The following is an 18,976-nucleotide window of genomic DNA, read 5'->3' as shown; positions in this document are numbered from 1 at the left end:
GATTTTGTTTTTATTCAAGTTTTGCATAGGAATGCCGATGTTGCGGTTGACGTTCGCTTAGATCGCTTCATAATTCCAGCAACATCCAACGGTATTTGCCATGAAAACGATTCCCAGTATTGCCTGCTTTCTGTCCGTCTTGCTGGGCTTGTCCGCCTGCGCCACCGCCGAGCGTTCGCCGCAGGCCGCCGAAGCGCCGCGAGCCGCCGCGGGAATGACGCCGAGCGGCGTCGGTTTCGTCGGCCCGGGCATTGAAACCGAGGCCCCCAAGGTGGTGGTCAAGGAGGTGAACCCCTATCAGCCCATCGTGGTGCGGGTGGTGGGCAGCGGCGCGGCGCCGTACACCTCCAGCCTGACGCCGTCGCAGCGCAAACTGCTGGCCCTGCGCGCCGCCCGGCTGGATGCCTTCCGAGCCATCGCCGAACAGGTACAGGGCATGAAGCTGGTGGGCAACAGCTCGGTATCGAACATGATCGCCAACAGCGACAGCTTCCGCACTTACGTGGATGCCTACCTGCGCGGGGTGAACATCGTTTCCAACAGCATGAAGCCGGACGGCACCAGCGAGGCCGTAGCCGAAATCACGCTGGATCAGGATTTCTACAAGCAGTTCCGCCAAGCGCTGGACAAGACCGGCAGCGTGATGAAGGCTTCGCAGGAAAACGCCACGTCCGGCCTGCAGTGCGCCGAGGGCAATTGCGGCGCGGCGCGCTACAACAGCAACTACTACATGGCTCAATGATGCGGTTTCGTTTCCGTACCCTGTTGGCCGCCGCGCTTGCGGCGGCTTTTGTTTGTCCGGCCGGCGCCGAGATCATGCGCGCCGAAGGGGTGGCTTCGCTGGACAACGGCGTCGCCGCCGCGCGCGAGCAGGCGTTGCAGGACGCGCTCAAGATGGTGGCGCTGCGCCAGGGCGCGCGAGTAGAGGCTTCGCAGGGGCTGGATTACGGTAAAAGCAGCGAGTCCGGCTCGCTGACGCCGTTGGCGCCGGCGCAGGGCGCGGTCAAGGTGACGCAGGAATTCCAGCAGGGCAAGCTCTACCATGTATTGGTGGAGGTGGACACCGGCAAGCCCTCCGGCGCCGCGCGCGGCAAGGAGCCCGCTTGCGCGATGCCGCCGGGCCGCAGCCTGCGTCGCAAGATCGTCACCACTTATTTCCAGGTGGACCGGCCGGCGGAGGCGTCCGACATGCCGGAGCTGGCCACCGGGCTGCCCACCGAGCTGTCGCGGCGTCTGGGCGCCAACCGCATGTACAGCCTGCTGGACGCCAACACAGTGTCGGTGCTGCCGGATTCGCGCGTGGCCGAACCGGCCGCCGGCGCGGAGATCGCTCGACGCATCGGCCAATCCGAAGACGCACAGTTCGTGGTGGCCGGGCGGGTGCTCGCCACCGGCGCCACCGCCAAGGGGCTGCGCAAATCCCTCTACGAGTCCAATAACACCAGTCAGCAGGGAACCTTCTACAACGGGCCGTTCGCCGGCCTGTTTGGCGGCGGGGTCAAGTACGTGCCCACTGAGCGCCAGTTCGACGCCGAAGTCTGGGTTTACGACGCGCTGACCGGCGCGCTGCTGGCCAGAGACCGGGTGTCGGAACTGGCCAAGGGCGACGTGACGCCCAATCCGCCGCGGCCGTTTGCCTCGGCGGCGTTCTGGCAGAGCGATTACGGCCAGGCGGTGAACCGGGCGCTGGATCAGGCGGTGAGCCGGATTGGAGACGTGATCTCGTGCATTCCGTTCTCCGCCCGCATCGTCAAACTGGTCGACGCGCGTCAGGTGTATATCAACGCCGGCTCGCTGGACGGCGTTGCGGTCGGCGACAAATTCCTGGTCTACCAGCGCAAGAGCGCGCAACCGGTGCGGGATCTGATCTCCGGGCGCGAGCTGGGCGTACCGGAGACCTTGGCCGGCGATGTCATCATCAGTCAAGTGCAGCCTAATTTCGCCGTCGGCGCGGTGCAGTCGCAGGGCAAGGTGAGCGAAGGGGACTACGTGCGCTTCATGCCGCGGCGTTGACGCGGACCCGGCGCGTGTCGCGCCGGCTTGTCATGACATCGGGCTGGCCGTAGACTGCCGCGCATGCCGAGATCTCCCTTTACTCCCCGTCCCGTTCCTGCCTCCACTGTCGATCTGCTGCGCCGCGCCCTGCTCAAAGCCGGGCTGTTGAGTGCGGCGGCACCGCTATGCCAGCCGCTGCTCTCCTGGGGGGCGACAGCCACCGGTGAAGTGGTCAACGATATCACCGGCATGAATCCGGTGGCTGTGACGCAAGTGGCGACGCCGCGCAGCAATGCAGACATTCAGCAAGCGCTGCGGCAGTGGCCCGGCCCGGTGTCGATAGGCGGTGGCCGCTTCAGCATGGGCGGGCAGATAGCCAGTCCGGGTAGTTTGCATCTGGACATGCGACGCTTCAATCGCCTACTCAGCCTGGAGCCGCGCTTGCGCTTGGCGCGGGTTCAGGCCGGCATGAGCTGGCGTGAGCTGCAGCAATGGATAGACCCGCATGGGTTGGCTGTGAAAATCATGCAGAGCTATGCCAACTTCAGCATTGGCGGTTCATTGTCGGTGAACGCCCACGGCCGTTACGTCGGCCTGGGGCCGCTGGTGAACGCGGTGCGCTCCATCGTGATCGCGTTGGCCGACGGCAGTTTGCTGTCGGCCAGCCGCCAACAGCGGCCGGAGGTGTTTTTTGCGGCGATAGGCGCTTATGGCGCGCTAGGCGTGATCTGCGAAGTAGAGCTGGAACTGACGGACAACCAGCGGTTGGAGCGGCAGGTCAATCGCATGAGTCTGGATGACTACCGCGATTTCTTCTTCAAGCATGTTCGCGCTGACAGCCGTGCGGTGATGCACAACGCCGATCTGGCGCCGCCTTATTTCCAGATGGCGACCGCAGTGACTTGGCGCGTGAGTGATAAATCGCTGACGGATAGCCGCCGGCTAACGCCTCAAGGACAGCGCTATTGGCTGCAAGAGGGCGCGATCCGTGCCTGGGCAGAATTGCCTGGCGGGCCAGTCTTGCGCAAGAAGATCGCGGATCCGTTGCGCTTCGCCCGCGCCGCCGTGCTCTGGCGCAACAGGGAGGCCAGCCTGGATGTGGCCTCGCTGGGCCGCATCGCGGATGCTGAGCACAGCTTCGTGTTGCAGGAGTACTTTGTCCCGGTGGCTAAGTTGGAGCATTTTGTCGCCGCGATGGCGACGATTCTGGAAACGCACAAGGTGGCCGCACTCAATGTGTCGATTCGGCATTCACCGGCGGACGCTGGCACCGTATTGGCCTGGGCGCGGCAGGAGGTGTTCTCGCTGGTGCTGTATTACCGACAAGGCAAGGACGAAGCCGCGCGGCGCCAAGTGGGGCAATGGACCCGCCAATTGATAGACGCCGCGCTGGCTCAGGGCGGCAGCTATTACCTGCCTTATCAGCTGCATGCCAGCCGCGAGCAATTCCACCAGGCCTATCCCGACGCCGGAAAGTTGTTGGCACTGAAGCGGGTATTGGATCCGGCCAGCCGTTTCCGCAATCAGCTGTGGAATCAATATCTGATGGTCTAATCGCCGGTTTAAAGCCTGCTGCGCTTGAACAAGTTCATGACGGGTTGGCTTCGCCTCAAGCGGGCAGGAAGGCGGTGGCCTCGATTTCGAACAGCATGCCGTCCAAGGCCAGCCGCGGCACCGGGATCAGGGTGCAGGTCGGCGTTGGCAGCGCGCCCCAGGCGGCGCTTAACAGCGCGCCGAAGGCGTGCAGCCGCGCCTCGCTGTGATCGACGATCAATACCGTCAGCTTGGCGACGTGGGCGAGATCGGCGCCGCCGGCGGCCAACGCGGTGCGCAGATTGGCCAAGGCTTGGCGCACTTGCGCCTCGAAGCCGTCTGCCAGCTCGCCGGCGGCGTTTTCGCCGCCCTGGCCGGCCACCAGCAACATGCGGCTGCCGGGGTTGACGATGGCCAGATGGGAATAGCCGTTGGGCGCCGGGTCGTAGAGGCCGGCGGGATTGCTCAGGCTGAAGGGGATTGCGTTGCTCATCGGTTTTCTCCTGCTGGTTTGCCGGGCGGCGCAGCGCCGCCCTGGGGTTAGCGGGTTTGCGCGGCGACGGCGGCGGGGGCTTGCATCGCCTCGGCGTAGCCCTGCGGCGCAAAGCGGCGGGTCAGCACCAGCAGGCCGGCGATCAACAGCGCCAGGCACAGCCAGGCCAGGTTGAAGCTGGAGGTGGCATCGCGGATCCAACCTGCGGCGAACGGCGCCACCGCGGCGATCAGATAGCCGATCCCCTGCACGAAAGCCGACAGCTGGCCGGCGTTGCGCGCGTCTTCATAGTGGTGCAGCGTCAGGATCATGGTCAGCGGGAACAGGCCGCCCACGCCCAGGCCCAGCAGCGCCACCCACAGCAACAGCAGGCCGCCGTGCGGCGCTAGCACCATGCCCAGCAGGCCGGCCAGCACCGCCAGCAGCACCAGAGTCAGCCAGCCGCGCATGTCATGGCTGCGCGCCGACAGCAGCGGAATGGTCAAGCCTGACACCACTTCCATGCCGGTCATGAAGCTGAGCATCAGGCCGCCTTGCTGCTGGCTCCATCCCAATTGCACGAATAAGGCGGGCAACCACGCCAGCGAGCTGGCGTACACGGCGGTGCCGATGCCGAAATAGAAGGCCAGCAGCCAGGCGCGCGGAATCTGGCTGAATTGCGGCGCTCGGGCGGCGGAGCCGCCGCCGGGAATGCCGCGCGGCGCGCTCAGCAGCCAGCAGGGCAGCGCCAGCACGGCCAGCGCGGCCCAGGCGGCCAGCCCGTTCCGCCAGTGCGCGCTATGCGTGGCCAGCCACGGCGCGCCAGCGGCGGCCAGCGAGGCGCCGCCCATGATGGCGGTGATGTAGAAGCCCATCAACGCGGAGACCTTATGCGGGAAATGCTGCTTGATGAAACCGGGAATCAAAGCCTGGGCCAGCGCGATGCCGATGCCGGCCATCAAGGCGGTGGCCAACAACGCGCCGAAGCTGGCGGGCAGCCAGCGCAGCGCGCTGGACAAGAGGATGAGCAGCAGGGCGATGACCACCCCCTGGCGCGCGCCGGCGCGGCGTTCCAGCCAACTCCCCAAAAAGGCGCCGGCGCCCATGGTGGCCACCGGCAGCGTAGTGAGCAGGGAGGCATCGCTGAAGCTCATGCCGGTGGCGTGGCGCAACTGATCCAGCAGCGGACCGATGGCGGCGAGGGCGGGGCGCAGGTTGAGGCCCACCAGGATGATGGACAGCGCCAGCCATAGCGGGCGCTGAACGGGAGTGTCTTGCTTCATGAGGTTTTTCTTTCGGTGGGGGCGAGGCTAGGCATGAGCTTGGGCTCGGCTTGTGCTTCTCCTGGAAAACTTTGCAGCCATTGGCTCAGCAGCGCGGCCAGTTGCTCGCGTTGCGGCTCGGCCAGCGCGGACAGCGCGGCTTCCTGGGTGGCGATGTGGGCGCTCATCGCCTGCTCTATCAGTTCCAGCCCGGCCGGACTCAATCGGATCAGCATGCCGCGTCGGTCGTTGGGGTCGGGAAGGCGCTCCACCCAGCCGGCGTTTTCCAGCCGGTCCAGCCGCTTGCTGATCGCGCCTGAGGTCAGCAACAGCGTGGTGTACAGCATGGTGGGGGAGAGCTGATAGGGCGCGCCGGCGCGGCGCAGCGTGGCCAGCACGTCGAATTCGCCGTCCTTGAGCCCGAAGCGGGCGAAGTTGTCGGCCAGCGCCCGTTCGACATGAGTGACCAGCCGCGCCAGCCGGCCAATGATGCCTATGCTGGCGCTATCGAGGTCGGGGCGCTCGCGTCGCCACTGGGAAATAATGGTGTCGATTTTGTCCATGGCGGCGATTATGTCATGGATATGTATTCCTGGGAAGATATTTCACATCAAGTAACTTTATATGAAATTATATGGATGCATGAAGCGTCGTTGTCATCCTCCGTTTCAGCTGTCCGGGTGCAGCCAGGCGGATTTGAAATCGAACCATCCCAGGCTGTTGAGGCGCACGCCCTGCATCTGGGCCGGGCCCTGCAGGCGCAGCCAGTTGTGAAACAGCGGCAGCATCCAGCGTTGTTGGACCACGGCGGCGGACAGGTCCTGAGCGTGAAACAGGCCCTGGCGCCAGCCTTGGCGCCATTGCGTTAGCGGTAGCGCCGGCTCCAGACAACGGCGCAGCAGCGGAGTGCCCAGCACCCAGGCGGCCACAGAGTATTCCGGCCGGGTGGCGAAGTTGACCGAACCCAGCCATAAGTCGGCCTCGGCCTGCCCCTGTTCCCAGTCGGCGTAAGGCAGCGCGCGGCACTCCAACGCCACGCCGTGGCTCAGAAGACAGCGAGCCATCGCGGCAGCGATCAATTGATACTCCGGATGCTGTTCGTAATAGGCCAGCCGCAGCATGCTCAGCCCCGCCGGCGGCTGCAGGTTCAGGGGGGGCTGGGCGTGGTGCCAGTTGGGAAGCAAGCCCGCGGCCGGGGCCCAGTACTGGCGCACCGCCGGCGCGGTTTCGTGCATGACGGCCAACGGGGTCAGCGTTTGGGCCAGCCAGTCGCGTAGCGCCGTATCGCGCATGAGGGGCGAGCGGCTGTCGGCAAGCAAGAAATACACGCCGGACTCCAGCGCCATCTCGGTTTGCACGCTGGGCTCGCGCGGGTTGATACGCACTTCCAGGCCGCAGACTTGGCCGTCGCCGTGCTCCAACTGCTCGCCCAGCTCCGGCATCATCCAGATATCCACTTGGTCCAGCAGCGCGCGGTAGCCGAAGTAGTCGTCGAAGGCTTGCAGGCATAGCTGGTGGCGGGTATTGGCGGCCACGCGATAGGGGCCGGTGCCCACCGGGCGGGAGGCGAAGTCGGCGCGCGAGGCGTGGTCGGCGGGCAAGATCAGAGCGGCGCTGTCGGCCAGCAGCCAGGGCAGCCACTGGTCGGGCTCGCTCAATTCCAGCGCCAGGCTGCGCGGCGACAGCGGCCGCACCGCGGCCAGGTGGGAAAACAGCGGCTGCGCGCGCAGCCGCAGCAGCGAGGCCTGGACATCGGCGACGCCGAGTTCGACGCCGTCATGCCAGCGTACCGCCGGGCGCAGGTGAAAATGCCATTCCAGCGGACTGTGCTGGTTCCAGTGATGGGCGAGATCGCCTTCCACTTCCCCTTTTTCCTCGTTTATCCGGGTTAGGCCGTTGAAAATCTGCCCAACCAGATGGCGTTCCGAGCGGCGCAGCGGCGTGCCGGGGTAGAGATTGGGCAACGGCCGGTAGTAGGGCACGCCCAGGACCTGGCGGTCCTGGCTCCAGCGTTTGCCCAGCCGCGCCAGCAGCAAGGGCGCCAGTTCGTCGCGGTCGTCGCCCAGCAGGTCCACCGCCTGTTCCACCTTGCCTTGCTCCAGCAGTTGCGCGGCGCGTTCCCGTTGCAGCTGCTCCGGAGCTTGCAGAAAGCTCAGCCGCGAGCGCATGCCTCGGCCGGCCCGCGCTTGCCATGCTATCCAGCCTTGAGCCTGCATCTGTTGCAGCAGGCTGCGCATGTGTCGGCGGGTGCAGAACAGCAGATCCGCCAGCTGCTGCAGCGAGACGGCCTCGGTCTGGCCGGCGAAATGGCGGTGGAGTTTTTGGTATTGCTGGGCGAGCCGCGCGGACATAAGAGGAAGTTTCCTGATTCAAAGTCAGCAATTTTTATTGCCTCATATTGCGCCGACAATACTCGCATCCACAGCGGGAGTCCACAGCGATGAAAACCGAACAGATCTTATTGTTTTATCGACGCTTTCTCGACGGCAAAAAGCCGGTGCTCGGCCTGACGCCGCAAGCGGCGCTGGCCAGCTTGAACGAGCTGATGCAATGGCAACTGCCGACGGAAGACGGCGCAGAAAAAAAGCCGGGCGAACCCGGCTTGGAAGGTACTGAGGAGAACGAGGGAGTTCAGCGTAAGTAAGGCAGGTAGGGCGCCTCATCGCGGATGGCGTAGGTCTTGCCGGCCAGGGTCACGCTGAAGTTGCGCGGACCGGAGATCGGCAGATAGTAGACCACGGCCAGGCTGACGCTCTGACCCGGGGCCAGCGTTTGCCACGACGGCAGCTTGACCGAGACTCGATGAGCGTCGCCCTTCAGGCCGCCGATATTGTTGCCGCTGTGTCCGACGCTGATCACCTTGAGCCCAAAGCCGGACTGGTCAGCGAAATTGGACGGCGCCGAGGTGGGCACGTCGAACTGGAACTCAGTGCCGCCAGGCAGGCTGCTGCCGGAGCGGTTGGTGATGGTCAGCTTGGGGTTGATCGGATAATTGCTGTCGCCCAGCGCGAAACCGTCAAGCGAGAAGCCCACGTCGATCGCCACGGTGGCTGTAGGCGCGGCGGCGGCGGGTTTGACGCTGACGGCGGCCGGTTTGCTGAAGGCGTTGTACAGCAGGCTGGTCAGCGTGGTGCCGATGAAGTACTCGCCCTTGCCGCCGTTGCGGTCCTGTTTCCAGTCGTAGTCGCCGGCCAGTTCCCAGAACATCACGCCGCCGACGTTGTTGGCGTCGACCCAGGCGGCTTTCTTGGCGATGGATTGTTCATCCTCGGTGGACAGGAATACCTTCTTGCCGGCGTTCCATAGCCACGGCGCGCTCAGAGTGTCGTTGTAGAAGCGCTGGTAGCTGCCGTTGAGCTGGTTTTCCGGCTTGCTCGGGTCCAGATAGGCGGACAGATAGCTGCCGGCCTGGTTTTTCTCCAGGTTTTTGGCGTGCCACATCGGGTTGGAGCCAGCGCCCACTTCACGGCCTTGTTCGTCCAGGTCGTGCCACAGATTGTCTATGCCCACTGCGCCGTCGCCGCAGGTTTTCAGCCCGGTCGGGCAGTTGCCGCCCACTGAAGTGCCCCACAGTCCATTGCTGCCGCCGTTGACGTTTTTCCAGCCGCGGGTGTAGTAGGGCACGCCGATATTGACGCGCGCCGCCGGCAGGCCGCCGCGGTAGTAGTGGTAGGACCAGTCGGTGTTCAGGTAGCCGATGCCGCCGTATTGCGCGGTGGTGTACACGCTCCAGCGTGCCAGTTCGGCATCCTTGCCATCATCGTAGAGCGCGGCGTTGGGGCCGACGAACTCGTTCCAGGCGCCGTGCAGGTCATAGGACATCACGTTGACGAAGTCGAAGTTGCGCAGGCTTTGGAAGGCTTCCATGCCGCGCAGCAGATAGCCGGATGCCGGTACCGCGGCCGTGAGCTGGTAGTAGCGGCCATCCTGGGCGGCGGCGCGGTCCAGCCGTTCGCGCAGCGTTCGCGTCAGCGCGTTGAATCCTTTGTTCAGCGAGCCGCGGCGGGCGTTGGCCACGCTCCAGTCCAGCGGGTTGCCGGCGTCGTTCATCGAGGTTGGGTATTCGAAGTCGATGTCCACGCCGTCGAAGCCGTATTTGCGCAGGAAGGCAACGGCGGAGTCGGCGAAGGCGTCGATGCCGGATTGGTTGACGCTGCCGTCGGCGTTGATGGTCATGCTGTAGAAGCCGCCGCTGTTGACCCGTTTGCCGTCCGCGCCGAAGTAGCCGCCGGTTTCGGCCCAGCCGCCCACCGAAACCAGGGTTTTGACGCCCGGATATTTGCGCTTGTACTGGGTCAGCAGGTTGAAGTGGCCCTTATAGGGCAGGCTGGCGTCCATCTCAGCGCCGGGCACGCCCGGCCAACTCATGTCGGTGGCCGGGTTGCCGGGATTGTTCTCGCCGACCGACAGGCGGTTGTTGCCGTCCACGTGGGCGAAGGCGTAGTTGATGTGGGTGAGCTTGCTCCAGGGGATGTCGCTGGCGAGATAGGCGGGCTGGCCGTTCTTGCCGGTGCGCCAGCTGGTGAAGTAGCCGATCAGACGCTTGCGGCTGCCGTTGGCCAGTTGTTCGGCGCCCCCTTTTTGGTACACCGCGCAATACGGCACGTCCACGCCGTCGGTGCGCGCCAGGCCTTCCGGCCGGCACAGCGCGTTGCCGGTGGGCGGCGGCACTTGCACCAGCGGCGGTTCGGTCGGGTTTCCGCCTCCGCCGTCGCACTGGCCTATCAGCTTCCACGGGCTGGCGTCGCCGGCTGCGGGCGTGTTGCCCTGAGTCCACCATTTGGCCTCCCAGGTCTGGCCCTGGTAGCTGACGCGCTGGCCGCCGGTGTAGATCGATCCGGAGCTCCAGGCTGGGTCCGCGCAGCTGGCGGCCGCGGTTCTGATCAGGCTGTCGCGCGCGGCGGAGGCCGGCGCTTTGGCGGCGGTGGGGGCGTGCTGGGCGGCCAGCAGCGCGGCGCCGGCCACGGCGGTGCCGGCCAGGCCGGTTTTCAGCAGCAGTAAGGCTTTGCTCACAGTCCATCTCCTTCTTGGAAAAAGGCGGGGGCGAAAGGCCGGCGGGAAGCGCCGACTTGTATTTAAGTTGTATTAAAGTTGTATGTAAGTGGTATTGGGTCTAAGCATGTGCATGGAGGGACTAAGCACACACCTGTTCTTTTTTTCAGGTGTATTTACGCGGCTGTTTGCTAGTGCCAGAGCGGGAGCGAATTTCCCAACCGGCCAAAGCCCGGCTGGGCGGCGCTTACGCTGTTTGGGGGCTTGGGAGAGAGGAGGCGCGGCGGGCGGAATGCTGCAATGCGGCACCTTGGCCGTGAATAGTAGCGAGGCGAGCGAACTGTCGTTTTTTCGCGGCAGGAATTGTCGAAACAGGTTTAGTCGAAATTCAGTTGACTGCCGGCGGCGATGGGATGCTGGCGCGTCAGCGCATGACGGGCGTAGCCGGTGCAGTGGCAGGCGAACAAGCGGTCCGGCGCCAATTGCTGAAAGTAGCGGCGGGTCTGCCAGACGCGCCATGGGTTGGCACTGCGCAGGTGGAAGCCGCCTATCACCGCGTGGACGCGGGGTTCGGCGCACACTTCGCGCGCGTAGTCGACGATGTGGCGGATGCCGGAATGAGCGCAGCCGCTGAAGATGATCAGACCTTGCTTTCCGCGATAGGCCAGTGCCGAATCATCGGCCACCGGGTCCGGCCGGTGGCCGCGCGCGTCGATTAGCCGGCCCAGGGTGCCGCGCCCTTCGGCGTGGCGCAGCCGCGGAATCTGACCGAGGAAGACATAGCGGTCGGCGAAGGCGTGAGGCTGGGCGTGCAGTTGCAGCTCGAAGCTGGTTTCCAGTTCGGCGGCGGCAAGCGGCGCGCCCAGCTTGCGCAGCGTGATTGGCCCCAGCCGCGCTTCGCGCGCTCGGAAGGCCTCGGGGTGGGCCAGCAGCGGGAGCGGCGGCGCCGCGCGTTCGCGCAGCAGCCGGCTTAGCGCCGGCAGGCCGCCGCTATGGTCGTAATGGCCGTGGGAGAGCACTACCCGGCTCAGCGTGGCGAGATCGACGCCCAGTTGGCTGGCGTTGTACAGCAGCGCGTCGCTGCGGCCGGTATCGAACAGGATGCGCTCTTCGCCGTCCTCGATCAGCAGCGCCAGGCCGGGTTCGGCGATCAGGTCCGGCCGCAGGCTGTGGTTTTCCGCCAGAACGGTGACGCGCATCGTTTATTGGCCGCGCATGAACAGTTTGTCCAGCTCGCGCATGGACAGCCGGGTCCAGGTGGGGCGGCCGTGGTTGCACTGGCCGGAGCGTTCAGTGGCTTCCATGTCGCGCAGCAGCGCGTTCATCTCCGGCAGCGTCAGCTGTCGGTTGGCGCGCACCGCGCCGTGGCAGGCCATGGTGGCCAAGAGTTCGTTGCGGCGCTCGGTCAGCACCTGGCTGAGGCCGAATTCGCGCACGTCCTTCAGCACCGCGCGAGCCAGATCCACCGGGTTGCCGTCCTTCAGCCACACCGGCACGCCGCGCACGGCGATCTGGGTGGGAGACAGCGGCGCCAGTTCGATGCCCAGCCGCTTCATTTCCTCGCCGTGTTCGTGGGCGGTCGCCACTTCCATGCGATCGGCGGCGAAGGATACCGGCAGCAGCAAGGGCTGCATTGGAATGGTGTCGGCTTCCAGCGCGGTTTTTAGTTGTTCGTAGACGATGCGCTCGTGGGCGGCGTGCATATCCACCAGAATCAGCCCGTCTTCGCACTGGCTGAGGATGTAGACGCCGTGTAGCTGCGCCAGCGCGAAGCCCAACGGCGGAATGCCGTCCGCGCTTTGCGGCAGCGCGGCCACGCGCTGCGGCGGCAGGCTGTATTCCACGGGCGCCGGCGCGGCGGTCTGGGCGCGCTCTTCCTCGCGAAGACCGCCGAACAGCTTGTCGTAGATGCCGGTGGCCTCCCTGGCCACGTGCAGCGGCATCGCTTGCTGCTGGTAGCGGAAGCCGGTTTGGGGCGAGGAGCCGCCGGAAGGCGGTGCGGCGGGGCGGCTGAATGATTTGTCGAACAGCGGCGCGGACTCGCCCTGGGTCAGCGCGGGAGCGGCCGCCGCTTCGTTATCCGCGTTGGCGATCTGAACGGTAGGCGCGGCGCCGGCGGTGGTGCTGGCCAAGGCCTTGTGCACGCTGTGGAACAGGAATTGGTGGATGGCCTGCGATTCGCGGAAGCGCACCTCGATTTTGGTCGGGTGCACGTTGACGTCGACGCCGGACGGCTCCATGGTCAGGAATAGCGCGTAAGCGGGGTGGCGCTCGTGGTGCAGCACGTCGCGATAGGCCTGACGCAGCGCGTGCAGCGCGGTCTTGTCGCGGACGAAACGGCCGTTGACGTAGAAGTACTGGGCGTCGCGGCTGGCCTTGGAATAAGTGGGAGAGGCGACGAAGCCGCTGAGCGTCAACGGACCGGCGGCGGTGTCGATCTCGATGGCGGCGGCGACGAAGTCCTTGCCCAGCATCGCGGCCACGCGTTCGGCCAGGCTTTGCGCCGGCAGGCGCCAGATGACCTTGCCGTTGTGACGCAACATGAATTCAACGTGCGGATGCGCCAGTGCGATGCGTTCGAAAACGGCTTCGCAATGCGCGTATTCGGTATTCTCGCTTTTCAGGAATTTGCGCCGGGCCGGAGTGTTGAAATAGATATCCACCACTTCCACGCTGGTGCCGGGCGAGTGGGCCGCAGGCTCCACCGGGTGCAGCGCGCCGTCGATGGCGATGACTTGATGAGCGTGTTCCGCGTCCGGCGGCCGGCTGACCAGGGTCAGCCGCGACACCGAGGCGATGCTGGCGAGACCCTCTCCGCGAAAACCCAGCGTGGAGACGTTTTCCAGATCGTCCAGCGAGGCGATCTTGCTGGTGGCGTGGCGGTCCAGCGCCAGCGCCAAGTCTTCCGCCGCGATGCCGCTGCCGTTGTCTGTGACGCGCAGCAGCTTGATGCCGCCCTGGGCCAGGTCCACTGTGATCTTGGAGGCGCCCGCGTCCAGGCTGTTTTCTAGTATTTCCTTGAGCGCGGAAGCGGGGCGTTCCACCACTTCGCCGGCGGCGATTTGGTTGACGAGGTGGTCGGGCAGGCGTTGGATGCGTTTCATGAGCGGCATGTGGGCGTGATGTCAAAGCAAAAGGCCGCGAGAAGAGCCTGTTCAGTGTCTGCTGCGCGTTGGCGATACGGCGTTGAAATCGTCTTCAGAATACTCATGTACCGTCTGTACACTCCGCTTCTTCAGCCGTTTTCACCTTGTCTCGCGAGGCTTTGAACAGGTCTTGGGCGGCCTTGTCGATTCTACTACGGATCAGCCGCGGGCGGCCGCGCGCTTGTGGCGCCAGATTTCAATCAGCCCCGGCAGGAAGGAAACCAGGATGATGCCGAAGATCAGTAATTCCAGGTTTTTGCGAACAAAGGGCAGGTTGCCGAAGAAATAGCCGGCGTAAGTGAAGCCAACCACCCAGGCGATGGCGCCCACCACGTTGTAGCGCAGGAACTGCGGGTAGTGCATCTTGCCGATCCCGGCGACGAAGGGCGCGAAGGTGCGCACGATGGGCACGAAGCGGGCGAAGATGATGGTCTTGCCGCCGTGGCGCTCGTAGAAGGCGTGGGTTCGGTCCAGATATTGCGGCTTCAGGATGCGCGGGAATTTATCGAACAGCTTCATGCCGACATTGCGGCCGATGGCGTAATTGGTTGCGTCGCCAAGGATGGCGGCGACAATCAGGAGCAGCACCAGCAAGTGCGGGTTCATCTGGCCCATGGCGGCCAGCGCGCCGGCGACGAACAGCAGGGAGTCGCCGGGCAGGAAGGGGGTGACCACCAGCCCGGTTTCGCAGAACACGATCAGGAACAGAATGGCGTAGATCCAGAGGCCGTAGGCGGCCACCAGCTGGGTCAGATGAGTGTCGATGTGCAGGATGAAGTCGATCAGAAAAGTGATGGCTTCCATGATGTCGTTGCGCTCGGTAAGGGTGCTGCTCGGGTTAAATGTAAAACTGGCCGGACAAGCCGGCCAGCGTTTGGAGAAGTGATCAGACGACCGCTTCTTCTTTTGGTTTCACCGGCTTGATCATGTGCTCGCGTTTCACGCCCAGCCACAGGGCGATCGGGCTGGCCACCAGCACCGACGAGTAAATGCCGAACACGATGCCGATGGTCAGCGCCATGGCGAAGCCGTGCAGCGCCGGGCCGCCGAACAGCAGCATGGACACCACCATCATCTCGGTGGAGAAGTGGGTGATGATGGTGCGGCTCATCGTGGCGGTGATGGCGTTGTCGATGACCTCGGCCACGCTATGGCCCTTCATGCCCGGTTTGCGGAAGTTCTCGCGAATCCGGTCGAACACCACCACCGATTCGTTGACCGAGTAACCCAGCACCGCCAGGATGCCGGCCAGCACGGTCAGCGAAAACTCCCAGCGGAAGAAGGCGAAGCAACCCAGGATGATCACCACGTCGTGCATGTTGGCGATGATGGCCGCGATGGCGAAGCGCCACTCAAAGCGAATGGCCAGGTAGATCATGATGCCCACGCACACCAGGATGGTGGCGGTCAGGCCATGAGTCACCAGTTCCTCGCCCACGCTGGGGCCCACGAAGTCCACTTTGCGCAGCTGCACGGCGCTGTCGCTGGCCTTGAGCATGCCCATCACTTTTTCAGACAGCTGGGCGGAAGTGACGCCCGGCTTGTTGGGCAGGCGTATCATCACATCCCGGCTGCTGCCCAGGCTCTGCACTGTGGATTCGCCCAGCTTCAGCTCGTCCACTTTGTCGCGGATGGCGCCCAGGTCGGCGGACTGCTGGTACTGCACTTCCAGCACGGTGCCGCCGGTGAACTCCACGCTGTAGTTCAGGCCGCGGGTGGCCAGAAAGAACACGGCCAGGATGAAGGTCACCAGCGAAATGGTCGTGGTGAGCCGGCCGTAGCTCATGAACGGGATGTCCCGTTTGATGCGGAAAAGCTCCATGTCCGGTCCTTATCCTTTGTTTTCCGGTTTCCACACCTGGCCGATGGCCAGCGTGGTGAGTTTGCGGCGGCGGCCGTACCACAGGTTGACCAAGCCGCGGGAAACGACTACCGCGGAGAACATCGAGGTCAGGATGCCCAGGCTGTGCACCACGGCAAAACCACGCACCGCGCCGGAGCCGAAGATCAGCAGCGCAAGGCCGGCGATCAAGGTGGTGACGTTGGAGTCCAGAATGGTGTGCCAAGCGTGGGTGTAGCCGGCCTGGATCGCCGAGTGCGGCGGCACGCCGTTGCGCAGTTCCTCGCGGATGCGCTCGTTGATCAACACGTTGGCGTCGATGGCCATGCCCAGCGCCAGCGCGATGGCGGCGATGCCGGGCAGGGTCAGCGTGGCCTGAATCATCGACAACAGCGCCAGCAGCAGGAAGACGTTGATCGCCAGGGACAGCGCGGAGAACACGCCGAACATGCCGTAGTACAGGATCATGAAGGTGGCGATGGCGGCAAAGCCCCACAGCGTGGCGTGGAAGCCCTTCTCAATGTTTTCCTGACCCAGGCTCGGGCCGACGGTGCGCTCTTCGACGATGTTCATCGGCGCGGCCAGCGAACCGGCGCGCAAGAGCAGCGCGGTGTCGTTGGCTTCGGCCGGGTTCATGCTGCCGGAGATCTGTACGCGGCCGCCGCCGATTTCGGAGCGGATCACCGGCGCGGTGACCACTTCGGCGCGGCCTTTTTCCACCAGCACCATCGCCATGCGCTTGCCGATGTTCTCAGCGGTTACCTGACGGAAGATGGAGGCGCCGGCGGAGTCCAGATTGATGTGGACGGCGGGCGCGCCGTTTTCGTCGAAGCCGGCCTGGGCGTCGTTGATATTGTCGCCGGTCAGCTCAACGTCCTTGCGCACCAGGATTTTCTGCACGCCGCGCGAGGAGGCTTCGTCCAGCAGCTCGTAGCCCGCGGGCACGTTGCCGGCCATGGCGTCGGCCATCTTGCTCGGGTCATCCTCCACCATGCGCACTTCCAGGGTGGCGGTGCGGCCGATGATGTCCTTGGCGCGAGCGGTGTCCTGAATACCAGGCAACTGCACGACGATGCGGTTCGGGCCGTTTTGCTGAATGATGGGCTCGGAAGTGCCCAGTTCGTTGACGCGGTTATGCAGCGTGGTGATGTTCTGTTTGACCGCGTCGCCTTGGATCTTGGTGATCTCCTCCGGCTTCAGGGTCAGCGTCAGCCGGTAGTTGCTGTCGTCGCTCTTGACGGTGAGCGAGGGCAGGCTGCGGTAGACCACGTCCTGCGTGGACTTCAGCGTGTCGGCGTCGCGCAGTTGCACTTCCAGCGTGTTGCCGTTGCGTTTGATCGCGCCGTAGCGGACTTTCTTGTTCTTCAGCTCGCGGCGCAGGTCGCCGGCGTAGCGTTCCATCGTCTTGTCGATGGCGGCCTTCATGTCCACTTCCAGCAGGAAGTGCACGCCGCCGCGCAGGTCGAGGCCGAGGAACATCGGATGCGCCTTCAGGCTGGTCAGCCAGGCGGGGGAGGCGGACAGGAGGTTCAGCGCGATGATGTAATTGTCGCCCAGCGCGTGCTGGATGGCGTCGCGCGCCTTCAACTGGGTGTCGGCGTCCTTGAAGCGGACTCGCAGGCTGGCGCCGTCAAGGAACAGGCCGTCGGGAGAGATGTTCTGCGCCTTCAGCGCCTCTTCCACGCGCGTCATCACGGCGGTGTCCACCGGAATGGATTGGCGCGAGCTGGAGACCTGGACCGCGGGAGTCTCGCCGTAGAAATTGGGCAGCGTGTAGATCGCGGAAAGGATCAGGGCCACCGCAATGACGAGGTATTTCCAAAGAGGGTAGCGGTTCATGTTTTAGTTCGGGAAAAGAAAATGAACCGGCCACCGGCAGCGCGCTGCGGTGGCCGTCGGCTGAATCCTTAAAGCGACTTCAGCGTGCCTTTTTCCAGCTTGGCGGAAACCGAGCCGCGCTGAACGGTAATTTCCACGCCGTTGGCGATTTCCAGGGTCAGGAATTGTTCACCGATCTTGGCTACGCGGCCAACGATGCCGCCTTGGGTGGCGACTTCATCGCCCTTCTGAATTTCCGACAGCATCTTCTGATGCTCTTTCATGCGCTTCTGCTGAGGGCGAACCATCAGGAACCAGAACAGCACGAAGATGGCGATCATCGGCAGGAAACCCATCAGATCGAAACCTCCTACTGCGGCGCCGGTGTTGGCGAAGGCGGGGCTGATAAAGGACATCAAACTACTCCCTTAGATATATTTGTTATGGCTGGTCAAAATAAACGGACCATTGTAGCCATGCTGGTCCGCTTTTTCCAATGCTTGCAACGGTCAGGCCTGTGACAGACCGAGACAGCGAGTGGTTCCTTAGTTGACGCCGCGGGCGCGCTTGGCGGCGAACTCCAGGCGGAAGTCCTCGAAACGGTCTTCCTCGATGGCGCGGCGCATCTGGCGCATCAATTCCTGGTAATAGTGCAGGTTGTGGATGGTGTTGAGGCGGGCGCCCAGAATTTCGCCGACGCGGTGCAGGTGGTGCAGGTAGGCGCGGCTGAAGTTGCGGCAGGCGTAGCACTCGCACTCTTCATCCAGCGGGCGCTTGTCGTCCTTGTAGCGCGCGTTCTTGATTTTGACATCGCCCCACTGGGTAAAGATCCAGCCGTTTCGCGCGTTGCGGGTTGGCATTACGCAATCGAACATGTCCACGCCGTTGGCCACGCCGTGCACCAGGTCCTCCGGCGTGCCAACGCCCATCAGGTAATGGGGCTTTTCCGCGGGCAGCATGTCCTTCAGCTCGGTCAGCATCCGGTACATTTCCGGTTTGGGCTCGCCCACCGACAGGCCGCCGATGGCGATGCCGTCGAAGCCCACCTGCATCAGGCCTTCCAGCGACTCCTGGCGCAAATCGGTATATAGGTTCCCCTGAACGATGCCGAACAGCGCGTTGGGGTTTTTCAGATCGTCGAAGGCGCGGCGGGAGCGCTCGGCCCAGCGCAAGCTCATCTGCAGAGACTTCTGCGCGGTGGCGTGGTCCACCTGGCCCGGCGTGCATTCGTCCAGCTGCATTACGATGTCTGAGTTGAGCACGGTTTGAATCTTCATCGAGATTTCCGGGCTCAGAAACAGCTTGTCGCCATTGATCGGGCTTTGGAAAGTGCAGCCTTCCTCGGTCAGCTTGCGCATATCGGACAGGCTGAATACCTGAAAGCCGCCGGAGTCGGTGAGGATGGGCTTGTCCCAGCCGATGAATTCGTGCAGGCCGCCGAACTGTTCGACGATCTCCAGACCCGGGCGCAGCCATAGGTGGAAGGTGTTGCCCAGGATGATCTGGGCGCCGATGTCGTTCAACTCGACCGGGCTCATCGCCTTGACCGAGCCGTAAGTGCCCACCGGCTGGAACACCGGCGTCTCCACGGTGCCGTGGTTTAGCTCCAGCGTGCCGCGCCGCGCGCCGCCGGAGGTTTTATGTACGGTAAACTTCAGCATGATTCGGGGATTGCTCTGGTATGTTTGTTTAGCAAAATCAGCCGGCTAGTATACCGTAAGCCGCGTCCGCTGGGGCTTTGTTCCCATTTTCCCCTTGAGGTCGATGAAAAAAACGCTTGCCAAGACGGGTGGGCTTGTTTAGTATTCGCAGCTCGACGACAGGCACGTAGCTCAGCTGGTTAGAGCACCGTCTTGATAAGGCGGGGGTCGTTGGTTCGAGTCCAATCGTGCCTACCAAATTCAAACGCATGGAGCGT

At 64.1% G+C, this 18,976-nt stretch carries 16 protein-coding genes and 1 tRNA gene; 5 read left to right on the top strand and 12 right to left on the bottom strand.

Features of this window, described 5'->3' with window-relative positions:
* Window positions 1-100: 100 nt before the first annotated feature.
* The 3 genes from BR71_RS05635 to BR71_RS05625 all read left to right on the top strand — a co-directional run bounded on the left by BR71_RS05635 (window position 101) and on the right by BR71_RS05625 (window position 3,549).
* Window positions 101-742: an LPP20 family lipoprotein gene (locus BR71_RS05635; RefSeq protein ID WP_043633845.1), complete on the top strand. Its 642-nt coding sequence runs from the start codon at window positions 101-103 to the stop codon at window positions 740-742.
* A complete protein-coding gene (locus BR71_RS05630; protein ID WP_244269593.1) occupies window positions 739-2,013 on the top strand; it encodes a flagella assembly protein FlgT middle domain-containing protein in 1,275 nt (424 codons plus the stop codon). Before BR71_RS05635 ends, BR71_RS05630 begins: the two co-directional genes overlap by 4 nt.
* Window positions 2,014-2,076: 63 nt before the next feature.
* Window positions 2,077-3,549 carry an FAD-binding oxidoreductase gene (locus BR71_RS05625; protein ID WP_081862563.1) on the top strand — a complete coding sequence of 491 codons (1,473 nt, stop codon included), beginning with the start codon at window positions 2,077-2,079 and terminating at the stop codon, window positions 3,547-3,549.
* Window positions 3,550-3,604: 55 nt separating this feature from the next.
* Here the strand turns inward: BR71_RS05625 and BR71_RS05620 are convergent, their stop codons facing one another.
* The 4 genes from BR71_RS05620 to sgrR form a co-directional block, all read right to left on the bottom strand.
* Window positions 3,605-4,021, bottom strand: a complete 417-nt coding sequence (locus BR71_RS05620) for a RidA family protein (RefSeq protein ID WP_043633842.1) — start codon at window positions 4,019-4,021, stop codon at window positions 3,605-3,607.
* Between the two features lie 47 nt (window positions 4,022-4,068).
* Window positions 4,069-5,283 carry a cyanate transporter gene (locus BR71_RS05615; protein WP_043633841.1) on the bottom strand — a complete coding sequence of 405 codons (1,215 nt, stop codon included), beginning with the start codon at window positions 5,281-5,283 and terminating at the stop codon, window positions 4,069-4,071.
* Complete coding sequence (locus BR71_RS05610) at window positions 5,280-5,825, bottom strand: MarR family winged helix-turn-helix transcriptional regulator (RefSeq protein WP_052370359.1); 546 nt, start codon at window positions 5,823-5,825, stop codon at window positions 5,280-5,282. The genes BR71_RS05615 and BR71_RS05610 overlap by 4 nt, the downstream gene beginning before the upstream one ends.
* Window positions 5,826-5,930: 105 nt before the next feature.
* Window positions 5,931-7,613: an HTH-type transcriptional regulator SgrR gene (gene sgrR, locus BR71_RS05605; protein ID WP_043633838.1), complete on the bottom strand. Its 1,683-nt coding sequence runs from the start codon at window positions 7,611-7,613 to the stop codon at window positions 5,931-5,933.
* Window positions 7,614-7,702: 89 nt separating this feature from the next.
* Between sgrR and BR71_RS05600 the strand changes: the two genes are divergently transcribed.
* The gene (locus BR71_RS05600) at window positions 7,703-7,906 is read left to right on the top strand and encodes a hypothetical protein (RefSeq protein ID WP_043633835.1); all 204 of its coding nucleotides are present in this window, start codon (window positions 7,703-7,705) and stop codon (window positions 7,904-7,906) included.
* Here the strand turns inward: BR71_RS05600 and BR71_RS05595 are convergent.
* From BR71_RS05595 to tgt, 8 genes are all read right to left on the bottom strand, one after another.
* Window positions 7,894-10,275, bottom strand: coding sequence for a glycosyl hydrolase family 18 protein (locus BR71_RS05595; protein ID WP_043633832.1), 2,382 nt, complete (start codon window positions 10,273-10,275; stop codon window positions 7,894-7,896). The two genes, BR71_RS05600 and BR71_RS05595, sit on opposite strands and share 13 nt — an antisense overlap.
* Before the next feature lie 356 nt (window positions 10,276-10,631).
* Window positions 10,632-11,453: an MBL fold metallo-hydrolase gene (locus tag BR71_RS05590; protein WP_043633829.1), complete on the bottom strand. Its 822-nt coding sequence runs from the start codon at window positions 11,451-11,453 to the stop codon at window positions 10,632-10,634.
* Between the two features lie 3 nt (window positions 11,454-11,456).
* Window positions 11,457-13,358 carry a DNA mismatch repair endonuclease MutL gene (mutL, locus tag BR71_RS05585; RefSeq protein ID WP_043634376.1) on the bottom strand — a complete coding sequence of 634 codons (1,902 nt, stop codon included), beginning with the start codon at window positions 13,356-13,358 and terminating at the stop codon, window positions 11,457-11,459.
* Window positions 13,359-13,559: 201 nt separating this feature from the next.
* On the bottom strand, window positions 13,560-14,204 hold the full coding sequence (locus BR71_RS05580) for a DedA family protein (RefSeq protein WP_043633826.1): 645 nt from the start codon (window positions 14,202-14,204) through the stop codon (window positions 13,560-13,562).
* A gap of 82 nt (window positions 14,205-14,286) precedes the next feature.
* Complete coding sequence (secF, locus tag BR71_RS05575; protein ID WP_043633823.1) at window positions 14,287-15,222, bottom strand: protein translocase subunit SecF; 936 nt, start codon at window positions 15,220-15,222, stop codon at window positions 14,287-14,289.
* Between the two features lie 9 nt (window positions 15,223-15,231).
* Entirely contained in the window at window positions 15,232-17,079 is a 1,848-nt protein-coding gene (gene secD / locus BR71_RS05570; protein ID WP_043591625.1) for a protein translocase subunit SecD, read from the bottom strand.
* A gap of 68 nt (window positions 17,080-17,147) precedes the next feature.
* The gene (gene yajC / locus BR71_RS05565) at window positions 17,148-17,474 is read right to left on the bottom strand and encodes a preprotein translocase subunit YajC (RefSeq protein ID WP_043633815.1); all 327 of its coding nucleotides are present in this window, start codon (window positions 17,472-17,474) and stop codon (window positions 17,148-17,150) included.
* 129 nt (window positions 17,475-17,603) lie between these two features.
* On the bottom strand, window positions 17,604-18,719 hold the full coding sequence (tgt, locus tag BR71_RS05560) for a tRNA guanosine(34) transglycosylase Tgt (protein ID WP_019103236.1): 1,116 nt from the start codon (window positions 18,717-18,719) through the stop codon (window positions 17,604-17,606).
* Between the two features lie 160 nt (window positions 18,720-18,879).
* On the opposite strand from tgt, the gene BR71_RS05555 reads away from it, so the two are divergent.
* Window positions 18,880-18,956: transfer RNA gene (locus tag BR71_RS05555), tRNA-Ile, on the top strand.
* The last annotated feature ends 20 nt before the right edge of the window (window positions 18,957-18,976 follow it).

This window comes from Chromobacterium haemolyticum DSM 19808, assembly GCF_000711885.1.
Lineage (GTDB): Bacteria > Pseudomonadota > Gammaproteobacteria > Burkholderiales > Chromobacteriaceae > Chromobacterium > Chromobacterium haemolyticum.
This window is presented reverse-complemented; position numbering and strand designations above follow the sequence as displayed.